Origin of the sequence: Bradyrhizobium sp. U531, assembly GCF_051710265.1 — a bacterium.
Lineage (GTDB): Bacteria > Pseudomonadota > Alphaproteobacteria > Rhizobiales > Xanthobacteraceae > Bradyrhizobium.
In genome coordinates this window covers 222,153-240,469 of record NZ_JASVEN010000008.1, presented here as the reverse complement: position 1 = coordinate 240,469, position 18,317 = coordinate 222,153, and the positions used below count along the sequence as shown (strand labels likewise).

14 protein-coding genes are annotated in these 18,317 nt (G+C 64.9%); 6 read left to right on the top strand and 8 right to left on the bottom strand.

Annotated features, from left to right (window positions below; genetic code table 11):
* Positions 1 to 149: 149 nt before the first annotated feature.
* The 5 genes from QRQ56_RS30150 to QRQ56_RS30130 all read right to left on the bottom strand — a co-directional run bounded on the left by QRQ56_RS30150 (position 150) and on the right by QRQ56_RS30130 (position 5,413).
* Positions 150 to 1,763 carry a benzoate-CoA ligase family protein gene (locus QRQ56_RS30150; RefSeq protein ID WP_438744878.1) on the bottom strand — a complete coding sequence of 538 codons (1,614 nt, stop codon included), beginning with the start codon at positions 1,761 to 1,763 and terminating at the stop codon, positions 150 to 152.
* On the bottom strand, positions 1,760 to 2,911 hold the full coding sequence (locus tag QRQ56_RS30145; protein WP_438744876.1) for an FAD-dependent monooxygenase: 1,152 nt from the start codon (positions 2,909 to 2,911) through the stop codon (positions 1,760 to 1,762). Before QRQ56_RS30145 ends, QRQ56_RS30150 begins: the two co-directional genes overlap by 4 nt.
* 189 nt (positions 2,912 to 3,100) lie before the next feature.
* On the bottom strand, positions 3,101 to 3,316 hold the full coding sequence (locus QRQ56_RS30140) for a hypothetical protein (RefSeq protein WP_438744875.1): 216 nt from the start codon (positions 3,314 to 3,316) through the stop codon (positions 3,101 to 3,103).
* A gap of 106 nt (positions 3,317 to 3,422) precedes the next feature.
* Positions 3,423 to 4,256, bottom strand: a complete 834-nt coding sequence (locus QRQ56_RS30135) for a cysteine rich repeat-containing protein (RefSeq protein ID WP_438744874.1) — start codon at positions 4,254 to 4,256, stop codon at positions 3,423 to 3,425.
* Between the two features lie 155 nt (positions 4,257 to 4,411).
* A complete protein-coding gene (locus QRQ56_RS30130) occupies positions 4,412 to 5,413 on the bottom strand; it encodes an NADP-dependent oxidoreductase (RefSeq protein ID WP_438744872.1) in 1,002 nt (333 codons plus the stop codon).
* Positions 5,414 to 5,626: 213 nt separating this feature from the next.
* On the opposite strand from QRQ56_RS30130, the gene QRQ56_RS30125 reads away from it, so the two are divergent.
* Positions 5,627 to 6,925: a dicarboxylate/amino acid:cation symporter gene (locus tag QRQ56_RS30125; protein ID WP_438744871.1), complete on the top strand. Its 1,299-nt coding sequence runs from the start codon at positions 5,627 to 5,629 to the stop codon at positions 6,923 to 6,925.
* Between the two features lie 9 nt (positions 6,926 to 6,934).
* A complete protein-coding gene (locus QRQ56_RS30120) occupies positions 6,935 to 7,861 on the top strand; it encodes an amino acid ABC transporter substrate-binding protein (protein WP_438744869.1) in 927 nt (308 codons plus the stop codon).
* Positions 7,862 to 8,062: 201 nt separating this feature from the next.
* Here QRQ56_RS30120 and QRQ56_RS30115 read toward each other — a convergent pair whose 3' ends face one another.
* The gene (locus QRQ56_RS30115; RefSeq protein ID WP_438744868.1) at positions 8,063 to 8,866 is read right to left on the bottom strand and encodes an ATP-grasp domain-containing protein; all 804 of its coding nucleotides are present in this window, start codon (positions 8,864 to 8,866) and stop codon (positions 8,063 to 8,065) included.
* Positions 8,867 to 9,280: 414 nt separating this feature from the next.
* Between QRQ56_RS30115 and QRQ56_RS30110 the strand changes: the two genes are divergently transcribed.
* The 3 genes from QRQ56_RS30110 to QRQ56_RS30100 all read left to right on the top strand — a co-directional run bounded on the left by QRQ56_RS30110 (position 9,281) and on the right by QRQ56_RS30100 (position 12,407).
* The gene (locus tag QRQ56_RS30110) at positions 9,281 to 10,054 is read left to right on the top strand and encodes a ferredoxin--NADP reductase (protein WP_438744867.1); all 774 of its coding nucleotides are present in this window, start codon (positions 9,281 to 9,283) and stop codon (positions 10,052 to 10,054) included.
* Positions 10,055 to 10,352: 298 nt separating this feature from the next.
* A complete protein-coding gene (locus QRQ56_RS30105; protein ID WP_438744866.1) occupies positions 10,353 to 12,065 on the top strand; it encodes an FMN-binding glutamate synthase family protein in 1,713 nt (570 codons plus the stop codon).
* 102 nt (positions 12,066 to 12,167) lie between these two features.
* Positions 12,168 to 12,407, top strand: coding sequence for a PilZ domain-containing protein (locus QRQ56_RS30100; protein ID WP_438744864.1), 240 nt, complete (start codon positions 12,168 to 12,170; stop codon positions 12,405 to 12,407).
* 26 nt (positions 12,408 to 12,433) lie between these two features.
* Here QRQ56_RS30100 and QRQ56_RS30095 read toward each other — a convergent pair whose 3' ends face one another.
* The gene (locus tag QRQ56_RS30095; protein ID WP_438744862.1) at positions 12,434 to 13,729 is read right to left on the bottom strand and encodes a hemolysin family protein; all 1,296 of its coding nucleotides are present in this window, start codon (positions 13,727 to 13,729) and stop codon (positions 12,434 to 12,436) included.
* Between the two features lie 234 nt (positions 13,730 to 13,963).
* Here QRQ56_RS30095 and QRQ56_RS30090 point away from each other — a divergent pair, with 234 nt between their 5' ends.
* Positions 13,964 to 16,039 (top strand): methyl-accepting chemotaxis protein, encoded by a 2,076-nt coding sequence (locus tag QRQ56_RS30090; RefSeq protein WP_438744860.1) that lies wholly within the window; start codon positions 13,964 to 13,966, stop codon positions 16,037 to 16,039.
* A 193-nt stretch (positions 16,040 to 16,232) separates the two neighbouring features.
* Here QRQ56_RS30090 and QRQ56_RS30085 read toward each other — a convergent pair whose 3' ends face one another.
* Entirely contained in the window at positions 16,233 to 18,197 is a 1,965-nt protein-coding gene (locus QRQ56_RS30085; protein WP_438744859.1) for a carbohydrate porin, read from the bottom strand.
* Positions 18,198 to 18,317: the final 120 nt, after the last annotated feature.

The following is an 18,317-nucleotide window of genomic DNA, read 5'->3' as shown; positions in this document are numbered from 1 at the left end:
GACAGCGAGGTTCAGGCAACGCTGCCGCCTCCATTCTCGCCGTCATTCCCCGCGAAGGCGGGGAATCCAGTACGCCGCGGCTCAGCGGTTCTAGCTGCGCCGTCTCGGAGTACTGGATCGCCCGCCTTCGCGGGCGATGACAGCTAGGCTCACATCCGCAGCAGCGCCTGCCGGTCGATCTTGCCCGTGCCGGTCTTCGGCAGCTCGTCGATGAAAATCACCTCGCGCGGATATTTGTACGGCAGCAGCTTGCCCTTGACGTAATCCTGCAATCGCCGCGTCGCGTCGGGCTGGTCGGCGGCGCGGTCGTTCATCACCACCACCGCCTTCAGCGTCATCCGGCGGTCCGGCAGCTCGGCGGCGAAGACCGCGCATTCGCGGATATCCGGATGGTCGGCAAGGCAGAGCTCGACCTCGAGCGGATAGACCCATTGCCCCGAGATCTTGATCAGGTCATCGGCGCGGCCGCGGAAGAAATGGAAGCCGTCGGCGTCGCGCACGAAGCGGTCACCGGTGTAGATCCAGCCGCCCTCGCGGATCGTCTCGGCGGATTTGTCCGGCCGGTTCCAATATAGCGGCGTGTTGGAATCGCCGCGCACCCACAAGATGCCTTCCTCGCCGTTGCCGACCTCGTGTCCCTCCTTGTCGCGCAGCGCCACCTCATAGCCGGGCACGCGCAGGCCCGCGGCGCCGAGCTTCTTCCGTTCGGGGCGGTTGGAGAGATAGATGTGCAGCACCTCGGTCGAGCCGAGGCCTTCGACGATCTCGAGCCCCGTGAGCGTCTTCCAGCCGTTGAAGACCTCCGCCGACAAAACCTCGGCGGCCGAGAGCGACATGCGCAGCGACGAGAAATCGGTCAGTTGCGCGCCTTCCGCCTTGGTCAGCGCCGTGTAGAGCGTTGGCAGGCCGAAGAACAGCGTCGGCCGGTACCGCGCGATCGCCGCGAAGATGGCGGCAGGTTTGGGCTGGCCCGGCAGCAGCAGCGTCGCCGCGCCCGCCGAGAACGGGAACGTGACGGAGTTGCCAAAGCCGTAGGCAAAGAAGATCTTCGGCACGGAGAAGCAGATGTCGTCCGGCGTCAGCCTCAGGATGTCTTTCGCGAAGGCGAGGTCGCTATAGGCCATGTCGTGCTGCAGATGCACAATGCCCTTGGGCCGTCCGGTCGAGCCGGAGGAGTACATCCAGAACGCCATCTCGTTGCGGTCTGTGTCCGCTTCCGCAAGCTGGCTTGGGAATTGCGTGAGCCAGCTCGCCGCCGCGAACGCCTTTGGTGCGGCGTGATCGGCCGCCGGACCGTTGGTGATGATCAGGGTCTGCAGCTTCGTGTCCTTGCAGGCCTCCGCATTGAAGCGCGCGCAGAACTCGGCGTCCGCCACCGCAACTTCAGCCGCGGAATCGGCGAGATAGAATTGCAGCAGGTCCGGCGGCGTCAGCGTGTTGATCAGCAGCGGCACGAAGCCGGCACGCACCGCGCCGAAGAACGCGGCCGGATAGGCCGGGGTGTCGTCGAGAAACAGGAGCACGCGGTCGCCGCGCTTCAGGCCCAGCGAGGCAAGTCCGTTGCCCCAGCGGCAAGCCTCGTCGCAGAGTTCGGCATAGGTCCGCGTGCCCGCGGGACCTATCAGCGCGAGCCTGTCGCCACGGCCCTTCGCGAGATTGTCGAACAGGACGCGGCTGGCGTTGTACTGTTGCGGAACGGCAAAGCCGATCTCGCGCGCGCCCTCGCTGTCGGCGGGCACCTGGTCGGAAATTTCGTTGCTCATGCCTCGTCCCCGCCGTCGCCTGCCCCGTTCTTGGCGGCTTCGTATTGCGCCATGAAGCCCGGCGACATGTGCCGCAGGCGTGCATCGTCGATGCGCCCCGAGCGGGTGATGTAGCTGTAGGCGAAGTCCAGCAGGTCGAGCTGCATGTGCTGGGCGAAGTGCTCGTACCAGAACGCGCTGGTGCGCGCGGCATTGACGAGCTTCTGTACTACCGGTTTGCGCGCGGCCTGATAGCGATGCAGGGCGGTCGCGAGATGCGCGTCCGATTCCAGCGCCTTCACCAGCGCGATGGCATCCTCGATGGCGAGCCGCGTGCCGGATCCGATCGAGAAATGCGCCGAATGCAGCGCGTCGCCGATCAGCACCATGTTCTTGAACGACCAATGCTCGTTCCAGACCCAGGGAAAGTTGCGCCAGACCGATTTGTTGGAGACCAGCGAGCGGCCGCCGAGCGTATCCGCGAACACCTCCTCGCAGACGCCCTTGGACTGCTCGACGTCCTTGTAGGCGAAGCCATAGGCCTGCCAGGTCGCGTGGTCGCATTCGACCAGGAAAGTGCTCATGGTCGGCGAGTAGCGGTAGTGATGGGCGTTGAAGGCGCCGCGGTCGGTCTTCACGAAGGTCTGCGACAGCGTGTCGAAGCGCTTCGACGTGCCGTACCAGACGAACTTGTTGGAGGAGTAGGACAGCGACGTCCCGAAATCGCCCTCGTAGGCGCGGCGCACCAGCGAGTTCAGGCCGTCGGCGGCGACGATCAGATCGTGGCCGTTGAGCTGGTCGATGCCATGGATCTGCGTATCGAAGCGCGGCGTGACGCCGACGTCGAGCGCGCGCTGTTGCAGGAAGCGCAGCAGTTCGAGCCGCCCGATCGAGGAGAAGCCGACGCCGTCGATGGCGACGCTGTCGCCGCCGAGGTTCAGCGTGATGTTCTCCCAGCTCTCCATGTGCGGCGCGATCGCGTCGACCGTCTCGGGGTCGTCGGCGCGCAGGAATTCCAGCGCCTGGTCGGAGAACACGACGCCAAAGCCCCAGGTCGCGTCGGCCGGGTTCTGCTCGAACAGGTCGACCTGATCCTCGGGGTGACGCTTCTTCCAGAGATAGGCGAAATAGAGCCCACCGGGCCCTCCGCCAATCACGGCGATCCGCAACGTCTGCCTCCCTAATTGACAGTATACTTACTATCTAGAGGTAGACTAATGTGCTCCGGCGTCCGGCGCCAGCGGAATTATAGGCCAAGCGCAGACGCGCCGCAGCGCATCTTCGGACGCAATTGTCGGCGCGTCCGAAACGTCAGGTCCGAATCATAGCCAAACCTCGCCGGCTTGGCCAATCACGCATCAGACGCAGCGCTTCACGTAGACGCCGTTCACCAGCACCCTGGTGCAGCGAACGACCGGAACCGGCTTGCGGACGACAACGGCCGCGTTCGGCCCGGCACAGCCGGCGCGATAGACGCCGCGGGCGCACACCACCGCATTGGCATCCCTGGCCTCGAAGGTCATGGTCGCGCCGAAGGCGAGGAGCGCAGAAGCAACGAGCAGCAATGAACGCATGTTGTCCTCCCGGTCTGTCGTGGTCGAAATCAGATCTGCAAAAGATTGGTCGTTGTCAGGCGTGCAAAAATTCATGCGCACGCCTCTCATTGATGCGCGCAATGCGTTATCGCACCACGAACGGCGCCAGCACGTCCCTGCAAGCCGGAGAAAGCGACCCGGCATTGCTGGCGAGGCATTGCATGATGCGGCCGGCGCCGACCTCGACGCCGGCGCAAATCGTGCGGATATCGGCGCCGCAAGCGGAGCGAGCAACGAACAGCTCCTCGCGCGGCCGCATCGGGCGCAACACGAGCACGGTCGGTGCTGCGGGCGCCGCTGCCGCGCCTGCAGACGGGGCTGCGGTGGCTGCCGCGCCGCCACCGGTTGCGGCGCTCACGGCCTTCTCGCAGGCCGGCGAGACCTTGGCCTTGTTCTTCTCCAGGCATTCGAGCGCGGGCGCGCCGCCCGGCGGCACGCTGGCGCAGACCTTGGGATAATCGCCGCGGCACGAGCTCTTGATCGCAGCAAGCTGCGCGCTGCTCGGTTGCTTGGGCGCAGCCGCCTTCGGCGCCGGTGCTGCGGCTGCCGGCTTCGCAGCGGGAGCGGATTCAGCCTTCGGCGCGGCAGGTGCCGGTGCCGGCTCGGCCTTGGGGGCCGCTTCGGTCTTCGGCGCGGCGGCAGGCTCGGCTTTCGGAGCCGCCGGCGGCGCAATCGTGCGAACTGCGGTCTGGCATCCCGACGAGAGGCTCGACATGTTCTTCTGCAGGCACTGGAACGCTTCCGCGCCGCCCGGCGTCACGCTGGAGCAGTGCGCCATGAAGTCCGAGCGGCACGCGGAGCGGATCGCGCTCTTCTGCGCGTCGGTCGGCGCTTGTGCGAACGCCCCTGTTGCAGTTGCGAAGAATGCCGCCGCCAGCAACGCCTTGCGCGTTGAGACCTGTTTCAACGTGTTGAACATCTGGATGAATTCCTGCCCTGTCGATATCGTTCGACGCTTAATCAAAGTCGCGCAATCGCAATCGTGGCGAGTGATGCCTCGCGAGGGATATCATTGGCTGCTTCTGCCGCTATCGCAAGCAGATTATGCCGGTGCGGATGAGGCGATCGATGTCGTCAGAGCCGGATCATGCGCTTGCCGCGGTTCTCGCCGGCGAGCAATCCGATCAGCGCCTTCGGTGTGTTCTGGAGGCCATCGATGATGTCTTCCTGCACCTTCAGCTTGCCGGATTTCACCCAGGCCTGGAGATCGGCGAGCGCGCGCGGGCTGTCCTTCATGTAGTCCATCACGATGAAGCCTTGCATGACGAGCCGCTTCACCACGATCAGTCCAGGCACGCCGCGCGGGCCGTGCGCGGACGGTGTGCCGTCGTATTGCGAGATCGCACCGCAGCAGGCGATGCGGCCGTAATTGTTCATCTGCGGCAGGCAGGCTTCGAGAATGTCGCCGCCGACATTGTCGAAATAGACGTCGATGCCCTTGGGGGCCGCCGCGCGCAACGCCTTGAACACCGCGCCGTCCTTGTAATCCACGGCGGCATCGAAGCCGAGCTCGGAGGTCAGCCAGTTGCACTTGTCCGCGCCGCCGGCGATGCCGATCACGCGGCACCCCTTGATCTTGGCGATCTGCCCGACGATCGATCCGACCGAGCCTGCGGCTGCGGAAACCACGACGGTCTCGCCTTCCCGGGGCTTGCCGATCTCGAGCAGGCCGAAATAAGCGGTGAGCCCGGCGATGCCGAACACGCTGAGCAGATGCGTCATCGGCTCCAGCTTCGGCATCTTGGTGAGATGCTTTGCCGGCACGGCTGCGAATTCCTGCCAGCCGGTGTCGCCGAACACGATGTCGCCCGCCGCAAGTCCCTCGGCCTTCGAGCCGACGACCTCGGCAATGGCGCCGCCGGCCATCACGCTGTTGGCTTCGACGGCCGAACGATAAGTCGCGCCATGCATCCATGCGCGGTTGGCGGCGTCGAGCGAGATGTAACGCACACGCAGCAGGGCCTCGCCGTCTTTCGGTTCCGGCATCGCGCCGTCCACCATCTTGAAGTGCTCGGGCCCGAGCTTGCCGCTGGGTTTCTCGACCAGCAGAATCTGGCGATTGACGTTGCCGCTCATGACGTTTCCCCTCTTTGACCGTCTTGACGATTATTGATGCAGCCGCAGCAAACGAAACGTGCATGCCGCATGCGTTGTGCGCTGCGTGAAGGCTAGAGCGCGCCGTTCCATTTCACAACGGGAACATCGTGAAAACGCAATCACACGCAAAGCGTGTTGCGTCGCTGTCGTATCTGCGACATCATGAAGCGCCGGTGTAAGTGGGGGTCAACGATGTCCAACAGGTTTACGCAATACATTCTGGCGGCGATGGTGCTCGGCATCGTCATGGGGGCGGCAATCTACAACTTCCTGCCCGATACCCGCGCCGAATGGGCCTCTGCCATCAACCTGATCGCCATGATGTTCCTGCGCCTGATCAAGATGATCATCGCGCCCCTGGTATTCGCAACCCTCGTCGGCGGCATCGCCCATATGGGATCGGGCTCCAAGCTCGGCCGCATCTTCGCCAAGACCATGGGCTGGTTCATCAGCGCCTCCTTTATCTCGCTGCTGCTGGGCCTCGTGATGGTCAATCTGCTGCAGCCCGGCGCGAATTTCCCGGGCACGCTGCCCGCCGCGGGGCAATCGACCGGCCTGCCGGTATCGGCCTTCTCGATCGAGAAATTCCTCACCCATCTGATCCCGACCTCGATCGCGGATGCGATGGCGCAGAACGAGATCCTGCAGATCGTGATCTTCGCGGTGTTCTTCTCGGTGGCGATGGGCTCCATGCCCGAACGTTCGAAACCGATCCTGGCGATGATCGACGACGTCGGCCACATCATGCTCAAGGTCACGAGCTACGTGATGCTGTTCGCGCCGCTCGCGGTGTGGGCCGCCATCACCGCGACCGTCGCCAAGAACGGCCTCGCCGTGCTCTGGAAGCTCGTCGTCTTCATGGGCGGCTTCTACCTGTCGCTGATGATCCTGTGGTCGATCCTGATCGTCGTCGGCTTCATCGTGATCGGGCCGCGCTACAGCCATCTCCTCAAGCTCGTCCGCGAACCGCTGATGATCGCGTTCTCGACCGCGAGCTCGGAGGCGGCCTATCCGAAGACGCTGGAGGCGCTCAACCGCTTCGGCGCCTCGTCGCGAATCTCGAGCTTCGTACTGCCGCTCGGCTATTCCTTCAACCTCGACGGCACGATGATGTACTGCACCTTCGCGGCCGTCTTCATCGCGCAGAGTTATCACATCGACATGCCGCTCGGCACCCAGCTCGCGATGCTGGCAACGCTGATGATCACCTCCAAGGGTGTCGCCGGCGTGCCGCGCGCCTCCCTCGTCGTGATCGCCTCGACGCTGGCGCAGTTCAACATCCCCGAGGCGGGCCTGCTGATGATCATGGGCATCGACACCTTCCTCGACATGGGCCGCAGCGCCACCAACGTGATCGGCAACACGCTGGCGACCTCGGTCGTGGCCAAATGGGAAGGCGAGCTCGGACCCGAGCACGCGCTTGGCCCCAGTGATGCCGTGCCTGATGACATGATTCCCGGCGAGGTGCCCGCGATGGCAGGCCATGGATAGGAGCGGACCATGGGCCAGATCCTGGCGAGGTCGCTGACCTCGGGCTGCTTGCTGCTCGCGATGTCCTTGTTCGGGGCGCCGGCGTTCGCCCAGACCGGCGGCGAAGGGCTCAGCCCGACGCTGTCGGCGATCAAGAAGGCGCACACCGTGCGGCTCGGCTATCGCGAGAGCTCGCCGCCGTTCTCCTTCCTCGACCAATCGGGCCGCCCTATCGGCTACAGCCTCGAGCTCTGCGAGGCCATCGTCGAGGAGATCGGCGTCGAGGTCGACGATCCCAATCTGAAGATCGACTACGTCAAGGTCACCTCGGACGACCGTATCGACGCCGTGCTCCAGAACAAGATCGACCTGGAATGCGGCTCGACCACGGCCAATGCCGAGCGCGGCAAGCGCGTCGCGTTCTCGCCGCTGATGTTCGTCGCCGGCACCAAGCTGATGGTGCCGAAGGCGTCCAGCGTCCAGTCGTTGACCGACCTGAAGGGCAAGACCGTCGTGGTGACGAAAGGCACCACCAACGAGCAGGCGATCCAGGCCGCCGACAAGAAGTCGTCGCTGGGACTGACCATCGCGGTCGGGGCCGATCACGAGCAATCCTATCAGATGCTCGCCGACGGCAAGGCCGATGCGTTCGCCACCGACGACATCCTGCTGTCCGGCCTGATCGCGCGCCACAAGGCGCAGGACAAGTTCCGCGTCACCGGCGATTACCTGTCCTACGATCCCTACGGCATCATGTTCAGGAAGGGCGAGCCGCAACTCGCCGCATTGGTCGAACGTGCCTTCCGCAAGCTCGGCTCCAACCGCGACCTCGTCCCGCTCTACAACAAATGGTTCACCGCGCGGCTTCCCACCGGCGAACGGCTGAACGTGCCGATCTCGCTGCAGCTGGAAGAAGCCTTCAAGGCGATGGACGATTCGGCGAGCGCGAATAACTGATCTGTCGCACGCGCCGCGATCTCGCTGCCTTCCCTTCTCCCCTTGTGGGAGAAGGTGGCGCGAAGCGCCGGATGAGGGGTGCGTCTCCGCGAGTTCAATCGTAAGAAGCTCGCGCGCGGAGAGAACCCCTCACCCGTCTCGCCGCTGCGCGGCGAGCCACCCTCTCCCACAAGGGGAGAGGGTGCACCGAGCGCGCGGCCCTCAGCCTACTTCCCCGAACAATCGGTCCAGTGCTGCGTCATACGCCCCCTGCACCAGCTCCGGATGCAGCTTGCCCAGCGCCTCCATCATCACGCCGGAATTGATCTCGAGCACGCGCCACTCGCCGTCGACGCGAACCACGTCGATCGACGCAAACATGATGCCGATGGCGCGCGCAGCGTGGCTCGCAAGCATGGCGCAGGCCGTGCGCATCTCGCCGTCCTCCAGCAACACGGGCCGTGCGCCGGCGTCGAGATTGTGCCGCCAATCCGCGCCGCGCTGCTTGCTGTAGACGACCAGCGGCACGTCACCGAGCAGGATCACGCGGACCTCCTCTTCGATTGCGACATAGGGCGAGATCACGAGCCCGGTGCTCATCGCAAAAACTTCGCCGATCGCGTGGTCGAGCTCCGCCTCGGTCGTCACCTTGAAAACCGCGCGCCCCGACGTCCCCTCGTTCGGCTTCACCACGATGCCTTGCGGATTTTGCGCGAGCTGCTCCAGCATCGCCCCACGCCAGCCGGCGCCGACGACCTTCTCGCCGAGCTTCGGGTTGAGGAAGAGGTGATGCGGAATGCTGGGCACGTTCGCAAGCGCCAACGCCTCCGATGTCGCCGATTTGTCGTTGGCGAGGCGATGCGCGATCGCGCTGTTGAGGCCGATGTCGTAGCCGAAGGCGAAGCGCCGCGTGTTGCCGCTGGTCATCGCGATCAGCCAGCCGCCGGCGTGGACATCGACGGCGATGCCGTGCTCCGCGCAATAGTGCCTGATCGCCTGAACGAAGATTCGCTCGCCGCTCGCCATCTGCCTCAGTCGCTCATTGCAGTCATGCGTTTCAATCGGTCGTTTCAGTCGTTCCCTGGCGCCAAAAGCCGCAAAAATGCGGGAATCGGCGCCAAACCGGAATGGAAATCAGAGCTATTCTTAATGAAATTCTCGCGAGCGCGACGGAAATTAAGTGCTGCAATCGAGCCCCGCAGGGAAAAGAAATTGCCCTCGTCGCGGGCTGGACAGCAGATTCATTAATGATGCGGCCAGTTCTGCTGCAGATGCCGGTTTGATCGGCATCAATTGCATCCGAAACGAGGTTGATTATTGGTCTCAATGGCGTAGATCACACACGCGAAATCCTCCGCCATGGCAATGGTGTGCGCCCCGCTTTCAGGGCCTGGCAACGCTTTTGCCCTAAAACCGCAATTATTCGGAATATCGAAAATCATGAGCGCGTTTTACCGAGAGAAGGTTCTTTCCGTCCAGCACTGGACCGACACGCTGTTCAGCTTCCGCGCCACGCGCGACACCGGCTTCCGCTTCCAGAACGGCCAGTTCGCCATGATCGGCCTCGAGATCGACGGCCGTCCGCTGCTGCGCGCCTACAGCATGGCGAGCGCCAATCACGAGGAAGAGCTCGAGTTCTTCTCGATCAAGGTTCAGGACGGCCCGCTCACCTCGCGCCTGCAGAAGATCAGGGAAGGCGACACCATCCTGGTCGGCCGCAAGGCGACCGGTACGTTGATCACCGACAACCTCATCCCCGGCAAGCGGCTGATGCTGCTGTCGACCGGCACGGGCCTCGCGCCCTTCGCCAGCCTGATCAAGGACCCCGAGGTCTACGAGCAGTTCGAGTCCATCGTGCTGGTGCATGGCTGCCGCCAGGTCTCCGAGCTCGCCTATGGCGAGAAGCTGGTCGCGAACCTTCGCGAGGACGAGCTGTTCGGCGAGCTGCTCGCCGACAAGCTGATCTACTACCCGACCGTGACCCGCGAGCCGTTCAAGAACCGCGGCCGCATCACCGACCTCATCAACTCCGAGCAGATCTTCAACGACATCGGCCAGGGCCCGCTCGACATCGAAACCGACCGCGTCATGATGTGCGGCAGCCCGGCGATGCTCGAAGAGCTGAAGGTGATGTTCGAGGGCCGCGACTTCATCGAGGGCTCCGGCAACAAGCCCGGTCATTTCGTGATCGAGAAGGCCTTCGTCGAGCGCTGAGCTCTGTCGAAGGTGTGGCGCGATCGCGCGCCACACTCAGCTCGTCGTCCCGGACAAGCGCGCCTCAGCGCGCGCCGATCCGGGACCCCCGCGCGAGCGCTGGCGCTCGCCCGGGACGACGGCTCGGCTTTTTGCGTCGACTGTTGCTCACGCCCGCCCCTCTCCCTTGCTGCACCGCAAAACCCGGCCATCCGGCTGATTGATTTGTCTCGGCCGAATTCGCTAGCCTGAAACAAGGGCCGCGTCATATCCGTATGACAGGCGAGGGCGTATCGTACCGCCTCATGCTGGCGAGAGGATGGGAATCGTGGCCGACGACACCAAGACGCAGGTAGCCTCCCAACACCCGTCCCCCAAGCGCCTGCCGCTGGCGGAGGAGGGGATCATGGAAACCCTGCTGCTGCCCTTCTCGCCGCGCTTCATCGTGCTGACGATCTGCGCGGTCGTCACCACGCTCCTGATCGGCATCGGTATCGTCGATCGCAAGATCTTCGACATCCTGCTGGTCCCGATCCTGATCTTCGGCGCGCTGACGCTGCTCGGCGTTCGCGATCTCCTGCAGAAGAGCCACGCGGTGCTGCGCAACTATCCGATCGCGGCGCATATCCGCTTCCTGCTCGAAGAGATCCGCCCCGAGATGCGGCAGTATTTCTTCGAGAGCGAGAAGGATGGCATGCCGTTCTCGCGCGACACCCGCGCGGTGGTCTATCAGCGCGCCAAGATGGAGCTCGACAAGCGCCCGTTCGGCACCCAGGAGGACGTTTATCGCGAGGGCTATGAGTGGATGCACCACTCGGTCTCGCCGAAGACGCATGCGGAGGAGAAGTTCCGCATCAGCATCGGCGGTCCCGACTGCCAGAAGCCCTATTCAGCCTCGGTGTTCAACATTTCCGCGATGAGCTTCGGCGCGCTCAGCCCCAATGCGGTGCGCGCGCTCAATGCCGGTGCCAGGAAGGGCGGCTTCGCGCACGACACCGGTGAGGGCGGCGTCAGCCCCTATCACCGCGAGATGGGCGGCGACATCATATGGGAGATCGGCTCCGGCTATTTCGGCTGCCGTCATCTCGACGGCACGTTCGATCCCGAAGCGTTTGCGCGTGTCGCGACCGACGACCAGATCAAGATGGTCGAGCTCAAGGTCAGCCAGGGTGCCAAGCCCGGTCATGGCGGCGTGCTGCCGGCGGCCAAGGTCTCGGAGGAGATCTCGAAAATCCGCGGCGTCGCCATGGGCGAGGACTGCATCTCGCCGGCCTCGCACCGCGCGTTCTCGACGCCAACGGGCATGATGCAGTTCATCGCCGAGATGCGCCGCCTGTCCGGCGGCAAGCCCGCCGGCTTCAAGCTCTGCATCGGTCATCCCTGGGAATTCCTGGCGATCTGCAAGGCGATGCTGGAGACCGGCATCTATCCCGACTTCATCGTCGTCGACGGCAATGAAGGCGGCACCGGTGCTGCGCCGCTGGAGTTCATGGACCATCTGGGCATGCCGATGCGCGAGGGCGTCAATTTCGTCCACAACGCACTGATCGGCATCAATGCGCGCGACCGCATCAGGATCGGCGCCTCCGGCAAGATCGCCACCGCCTTTGACATGGCCCGCGCCATGGCGATCGGCGCGGACTATTGCAATTCGGCGCGCGGCTTCATGTTCTCGCTCGGCTGCATCCAGTCGCTGAGCTGCCACACCGACCGCTGCCCGACCGGTGTCGCGACGCAGGACCCGACGCGGGCGCGCGCGCTCTACGTGCCGCTCAAGATCGACCGCGTGCACAATTACCACCACGCGACGCTGCATTCCCTCACCGAGCTGATCGCCGCCGCCGGCCTCGAACATCCGCAGCAACTGCGTCCGATTCATTTCAGCCAGCGGACGTCCACGACCAAGGTGCAATCCTTCGCACAGCTCTATCCTTCGCTGCGCCCGGGCGAGTTGCTCGAAGGCACCGAAGACCCGCGCTTCCGCGACGCCTGGCAGATGGCGCGGCCAGACACGTTCCAGCCGGCGCAGTAAAACTACGGCTCCGCCATACGGAAATACCGGTCCGTGCGCGAGACGCCGCGAGGGGACGCGGGACATTAATGGTTGGTTCAACTTTGGGTGTAGATTGGACCCATGGATGAACGACGCGACAAAGCGAGACATCGCGTGCTGAAGGCCGGAACGATCGCGTTCGGCGGCGGCGGGATCGACTGTACCGTGCGCAACCTGTCCGACACCGGCGCGGCGCTCGACGTCACCAGCCCCGTCGGCATTCCCGACCATTTCAACCTGTTTCTCACAGGCGACGGAACGCATCTGTCGTGCACCGTGGTCTGGCGCAAGGAGAGGCGGATCGGCGTGCGGTTCGGGTGAGATGAGCTGGCGCTCGCGCGCTCGCCTCAGCCCGTCTCGACCTCGGTCAACCGGCTCGCCAGGATCTTGTCGATCCGCCGTCCGTCGAGATCGACCACCTCGATGTGCCAGCCGCCGAAGTCGAAGGCATCGCCGACGTCGGGCAGCACGCTGAATTGCTGCAGCACCAGGCCCGCCACCGTGTTGTAGCGGTGCGGCGGCAGCTCGATGCCGAGCAGCTCGCCGAATTCGTCGACCGGCATCCAGCCGGCGATCAGCAGCGAATCGTCGGCGCGCCTGACGAAGGCCGGCTCCGGCGGTCCTTCTTCCGAATGGAAGGCGCCGACGATCGATTCGAGAATGTCGGCGGCCGTCACCATGCCTTCGAAACCGCCATATTCGTCGTAGACGAAGCCGACGTGAACCGGCGCGGCTTTGAGGATGGTCAGCACGTCGCGCGCGTCTGCCGATGCCGGGATGCCGGGCGCCTCGCGCACCAGCGCGCGCAGGTCGGGCTCGCGTTCGTTCATATAGGCGACCAGCAAGTCCTTGGCCTGCAGCACGCCGATCGGCTTGTCGCGGTCGCCGTCGGAGACGGGAAAGCGCGAATGCGGGCTGCCGGCGATGATGGCCTGGATGGCGGCCGGATCGTCGTTCAGGTCGATCTCGTCGACCTCCGTGCGCGGTGTCATGACGGCGCCGACCGGCCGGTCGCCGAGCCGCATCACGCCGGCGATCATCTCCTTCTCGCCGGGCTCGAGCACGCCGGCGCTTTCGGCTTCGCTGACGAGGTGATGGATCTCGTCCTCCGACACTTTCTCCTCGGACTTGCCGCCGCGGCCGAGCAAGGTGAGGATGAGCTTTCCGGAGAGATCGAGCAGGAAGACGAGCGGCAGCGAGACCTTCGCGAGCACGTGCATGGCCGGCGCAACCCTCACCGCGATGCTTTCGGGATTACGCAAGGCCACCTGCTTCGGCACCAGCTCGCCGACGATCAGAGTGGCGTAGGTGATGAGCGTGACGACGATGCCGACGCCGACGATGTCGGCAACGCCGGAGGACATGCCGAGATCGACCAGCCATTGCGTCAGCCGCTGTCCGAGCGTTGCGCCGGAGAACGCGCCGGAGAGCACGCCGACCAGCGTGATGCCGATCTGCACCGTCGAGAGGAACTTGCCGGGATCGGCTGCCAGCGTCAGCGCCCGCTCGGCACCGCGCACGCCCTTGGCGGCAAGCAGTGACAGCCGGGCGGGGCGGGACGAAACCACGGCCAGTTCGGACATCGACAAGAGGCCATTGATGACGATGAGAACGACGACGACGACGAGTTCGACGGAGAGCATTGACGTTCCAAGGTAAGGGAGTGTGCCTGGGATAACCGGCACTTGCCTTGATATAGGTATTTGGCGCGGAAATGCCGGCAATCTTGCCGCATTTGACGCCCGGCGCGGGTCATCCGCACAGCTATTCCAAGGGGGTTCCACCCGTGGAACTACGGAGTCGCCCGTGTTTAACGGGCTCTTAGTGGCCGCTCGCTAGGTTTTCGACATTGCAGAAATCTAGTCGGGGGACCCAAGATGCGCATCGGGAAACTTTTCGCGCTGTCGATGCTGACGGTGACGATCTTCGCAGTCATCCTCGGTGCCGAGGTGCTGATACCCCAGACCCGCATCTTCACGAACCGCTCCGACGCGATCAAAACCGTCGATGCCTTCGGCGCGATGCTGACGGTCAGTCAGCACGTCGCCGGACTGCGTGCGCCCTACATCTCCCCCATCTTCCAGGAAGGCGTCGCGACGCCGGCCCAGAGCGAAGCTGCCGGCAAGGCTGCGAAGGCGGCCGATGCCGGCTTTGAGGCCGCGCGGCGCACCATATTGGTGCTCGATGACAGCGCAGCGATGGTCGAAAGCCTGGATCGCGCCGCGCGACGGCTCAAGGACATCTACACTGCGGCGGATCGTGCGATGAGCGTTCCGCTGGCGGCGCGCGACAGCGCCGTGGTCAAGGGCTTCCTGCCCGCCGTCGCCGAGGTCATCACCAATATCGAGCCCATCATGAACCGGCTCGAAGGGCAGGTCGTCAACGCCGATTCCTCGCTGGCGGCCCTTTTGAGCCTGGCACGGACGGCGCAGGATCTGCGCGTTTCGGCCGGCAGCCGCGCCGCCACGCTGTCGCCGGCGCTGTCCGCACGCCGCCCGATGGTCGCCGCCGAATTCTCGCTGATGGACCGCATGCAGGGACGCGTGGAAGCCGACCGCGAGCGGATCGAAGCCGGCATGGAGCAGCTCGGCAATCCGCCCCGGATCGCCAACGCGCTGAAAGCCGCGACGGAGACCTATTTTGGAAAAGCGGCGCCGGTCGTCGACAAGGAGATGCCCGCAGCGAGGTCCGACGGAAAATACAGCGGCACCGCCGAGGAGCTGGCGACCGTCATCGTCCCCGCCATCCAGATGTTCTACGGCGTGCGCGACGCTGCGCTCGCCGAAGCGGGCGAGCGCGCCTCGGCGGCGCGCAACGGCGCGCTGGCGATGCTCGCGCTGGCGGGCGTGGCCGTGCTTGCCCTGCTCGGAACGCTCGGCGCCGTGACCATGATGCTGCGCAGGCGCGTGGTGACACCGCTCGGCCGGATCGCAGACGTGATCGGAACGCTCGCCGCCGGGCAGCACGAGGTCGAGATTCCCGCAACGGGCCGCGATGACGAGATCGGCCAAGTGGCGGGCTCGCTGCGGCACTTCAAGGATTCGCTGCTGGCCAAGAAGGCCGCAGACGAAGCCGCCGCGATCGAGGCCGATGCCAAGCTCCGGCGCAGCCAGCGCATGGACCAGATCGCACGCGAGTTCGAAGCCATGATCGGCGACGTCATCAACACGGTATCGTCGGCGTCCTCGGAGCTCGAAGTCTCCGCGGGAACGTTGACGAGCGCGGCGGATCAATCGGAGAAGGTCACCGCGACCGTCGCGGCCGCCTCCGAGCAGGCCTCCACCAACGTGCAGACCGTCGCCGCTGCGGCCGAGGAGATGGCCTCGTCGGTCGACGAGATCAGCCGCCAGGTGCAGGACTCCGCGCGCATCGCCGGCGAGGCGGTGCAGCAGGCCGGGCGAACCAACGACCATGTCGGTGAGCTCGCCAGGGCCGCAGGACGGATCGGCGATGTCGTCGAGCTGATCAGCCAGATCGCGGGCCAGACCAATCTTCTCGCCCTCAACGCCACCATCGAGGCGGCGCGCGCGGGCGAGGCCGGCCGCGGCTTCGCCGTGGTCGCCTCCGAGGTCAAGGCGCTGGCCGAACAGACCGCCAAGGCCACCGGCGAGATCAGCCAGCAGATCACGGGTATCCAGAGCGCGACCGAGGAGTCCGTCGGCGCCATCAAGGCGATCGGCGACACCATCACGCGCATGTCCGAGATCGCATCCGCGATCGCCTCGGCGGTCGAGGAGCAGGGCGCTGCGACGCGGGAAATCTCCCGCAACGTGCAGCAGGCCGCGCGCGGCACCCAGCAGGTCTCCGCCAGCATCGTCGACGTGCAGCATGGCGCGAGCCAGACCGGATCGGCGTCCGCCAACGTGCTGACGTCGGCCAGGTCGCTGTCCGGCGAGAGCAGCCGTCTCAAGGTCGAGGTCAGCAAATTCCTGGACGCGATCCGCGCGGCCTAGACCGCGAGCGTGAGCAACGTCGCTCGCGGTCCATCCTTCGAGACGCGCGCAAATGCGCGCTCCTCGGGATGAGGGCGGAGCGTGCGGCTGCAGTATCAACGAGCACTGATGTTGCTTAGCCTCATCCTGAGGAGCCCGTGAAGCGGGCGTCTCGAAGGATGAGGCGCGCGCCCAGGTCGCGCCTGATCTGCGCTCAGAACTCGCCGTGCAGTCGTCCTGAAAACACCGACACCGGTCCGCGATCGGCGTTGTAGGCGGGGTTGACGATCAGCTGGTAGTCGGCAGTGAAGGTCAGCGCCTTGTTCAGCGCATAAGCGTAGTAGGTCTCCAGCACGCGCTCGCGGCGGTAGTTGAGCTGGCCGTCGCCGATCAAGGGACCGAGACCGCCGGCGGCGATGAAGTCGCGATGGTCCTGCGACAGGCCGTTGACGGCGCCTGCAAGCGCGACGACGTCGTCGGGCCGGCCCCATCTCGTACCCTTCACCGAGACGCCGCCGGACAGGCTGCGGTCGATGTCGGTGAAGGCCATGATCTCGTTGCGCCCGTCGTTCCAGCTCCAGCGGCCAAACACGCCGATGTCGTCGGTGATCGCCTGCTCGAGGTTGAGTGCGTAGCCGTATTTGATGCGGCTGCGGCGGGTCTGGCTGATGTCGACGCCGAACGCGGGATTGTCCAGCGTCTCGCGATAGCTGCCGGAGAACGCGCTGTTGACGAAGCCGAGCGTGCGCAGCTTGCCCGGCATGCCGAACAGCGAATAGCGCATCTCGAGCTCCGCGACATATTCGCCGCGGCGGCCGATATTCATGTCGAAATTGTTCGAGTTGGACTGGGCGTCGATCAGGAAATAGCCGGCGCGCAGCGCCCATTGCTTCTGGTTCAACTCCGCGGTGGCGCCGTAGCCGAGGCCGAGCTTGTCGGCGGCATAGTCGAAGGCGCCGGACGCCCAGATCGACCAGTTCATGAAGTCCTTGCGCGGATCATGCGCATAGGAATTGCCGTCGAACACGTCGACCACGGAGAATTTGCCGACCTGCAAGGTCAGGCGCGAGACGTCGACCTTGCTGGCGAGCTGAAGCTGGCCGCTGGCAAGCTCCTCCTGCTCGCCGCCGAAGCCGAAGGTGTGGCGCACGAACAGCCGCGAGGCATTGAAATGCGGATAGGGGAAGCCGGACTTCTGCGCTTCGCCGTTGGTGAAGCCCGCAGCGCCCGTCGTGTTGTTGAAACCGAAACCCTGCAGCAGCTCCGGATTGAAATAGACCTCGCCGCCGTCCCACAGCCGCGCGTTCAGATAGAGCGAATTGCTCCAGGTCTGCTGGAAATCCGCTGACGGCAGCAGGCTGTTCGGTCCGGTATAGGGCGCGCGGAATGCCGGATAACCCTGGCCCAGCACGGTCGACTGGCCGTGGATCTCCCAGCGGTTCGACTCGGTGTCGGTGATATCCGACTTGGGATTGTAGGTCGGCACGCCCGGCCAGTCGATCTTGCGATTGAGGCCGATCCGCAGGCTGTGAAAATCCATCGACGAGGCATATTGCCCGCCGGAGGGGAAGGTGACGTTGGCGTTCTCGAACTTGCTGTAGAGATATTCGAGCCGCGTGGTCCAGTGCGGCGCAAAGGCGTATTCGACGCCGCCGCCTGCGGTCCAGCCGAACCGCGTGTGCAGCACCTTTTCCTCGACGCCGCCCGTTGGTGTCGAGAGGAAGCGCTCGCCGGTGAAGGCCGCGCCGCCGGTGGCGTAGACCAGCCAATTGCCGCTGGTGTAGCCGAGCCGCGCGCGCAGGCTCGCGACATAGTCCCAGCGTTCCTCCGCGAACGACAGCGCGGTCGTCGCTGATGACACGACGTGGTTGGAAGGCAGGTAGTTCGGAAACGAGATGTCGCCTTCGACGCCGAACAGCAGGCCCGAATTGAGGCGCCAATTGTAGCCGGCCTGGACGCCGCCGGTCGCGCCGGTGAAGACGTGATCGTCGGCTGCGAATGTCGGATCGGTCAGTGTCGCCGAGGAGTTGCCTCGGGTCACGCCGACATGCGCGCCGATATAGAGGCCGGTCCAGTCATAGACAGCCTTCAGCGCCGGTGCCTTCAGCGGCAGATCGGCCGCGCGGCCCAGTGCGGGAAATGCCAGCACGCCCGAGGCGATTGCCGCGGCCGTCTGCAAGTACCTGTAACGATGACCCCTCAACGTCAAAACGCACGCCCCCAAACGCGAGTCAAATCCCATTCGCCGCAGCCGACATCCCTGCCGATTCGTGGCGATCCTGTCATCAGGTCCCTGGGT

Excerpts from the sequence above, each read along its gene's own strand:
- QRQ56_RS30150 (WP_438744878.1), bottom strand. The coding sequence starts at position 1,763 with ATGAGCAACGAAATTTCCGACCAGGTGCCCGCCGACAGCGAGGGCGCG.
- QRQ56_RS30140 (WP_438744875.1), bottom strand. The coding sequence starts at position 3,316 with ATGCGTTCATTGCTGCTCGTTGCTTCTGCGCTCCTCGCCTTCGGCGCG.
- QRQ56_RS30135 (WP_438744874.1), bottom strand. The coding sequence starts at position 4,256 with ATGTTCAACACGTTGAAACAGGTCTCAACGCGCAAGGCGTTGCTGGCG.
- QRQ56_RS30130 (WP_438744872.1), bottom strand. The coding sequence starts at position 5,413 with ATGAGCGGCAACGTCAATCGCCAGATTCTGCTGGTCGAGAAACCCAGC.
- QRQ56_RS30125 (WP_438744871.1), top strand. The coding sequence starts at position 5,627 with ATGTCCAACAGGTTTACGCAATACATTCTGGCGGCGATGGTGCTCGGC.
- QRQ56_RS30120 (WP_438744869.1), top strand. The coding sequence starts at position 6,935 with ATGGGCCAGATCCTGGCGAGGTCGCTGACCTCGGGCTGCTTGCTGCTC.
- QRQ56_RS30115 (WP_438744868.1), bottom strand. The coding sequence starts at position 8,866 with ATGGCGAGCGGCGAGCGAATCTTCGTTCAGGCGATCAGGCACTATTGC.
- QRQ56_RS30110 (WP_438744867.1), top strand. The coding sequence starts at position 9,281 with ATGAGCGCGTTTTACCGAGAGAAGGTTCTTTCCGTCCAGCACTGGACC.
- QRQ56_RS30105 (WP_438744866.1), top strand. The coding sequence starts at position 10,353 with ATGGGAATCGTGGCCGACGACACCAAGACGCAGGTAGCCTCCCAACAC.
- QRQ56_RS30100 (WP_438744864.1), top strand. The coding sequence starts at position 12,168 with ATGGATGAACGACGCGACAAAGCGAGACATCGCGTGCTGAAGGCCGGA.
- QRQ56_RS30095 (WP_438744862.1), bottom strand. The coding sequence starts at position 13,729 with ATGCTCTCCGTCGAACTCGTCGTCGTCGTCGTTCTCATCGTCATCAAT.
- QRQ56_RS30090 (WP_438744860.1), top strand. The coding sequence starts at position 13,964 with ATGCGCATCGGGAAACTTTTCGCGCTGTCGATGCTGACGGTGACGATC.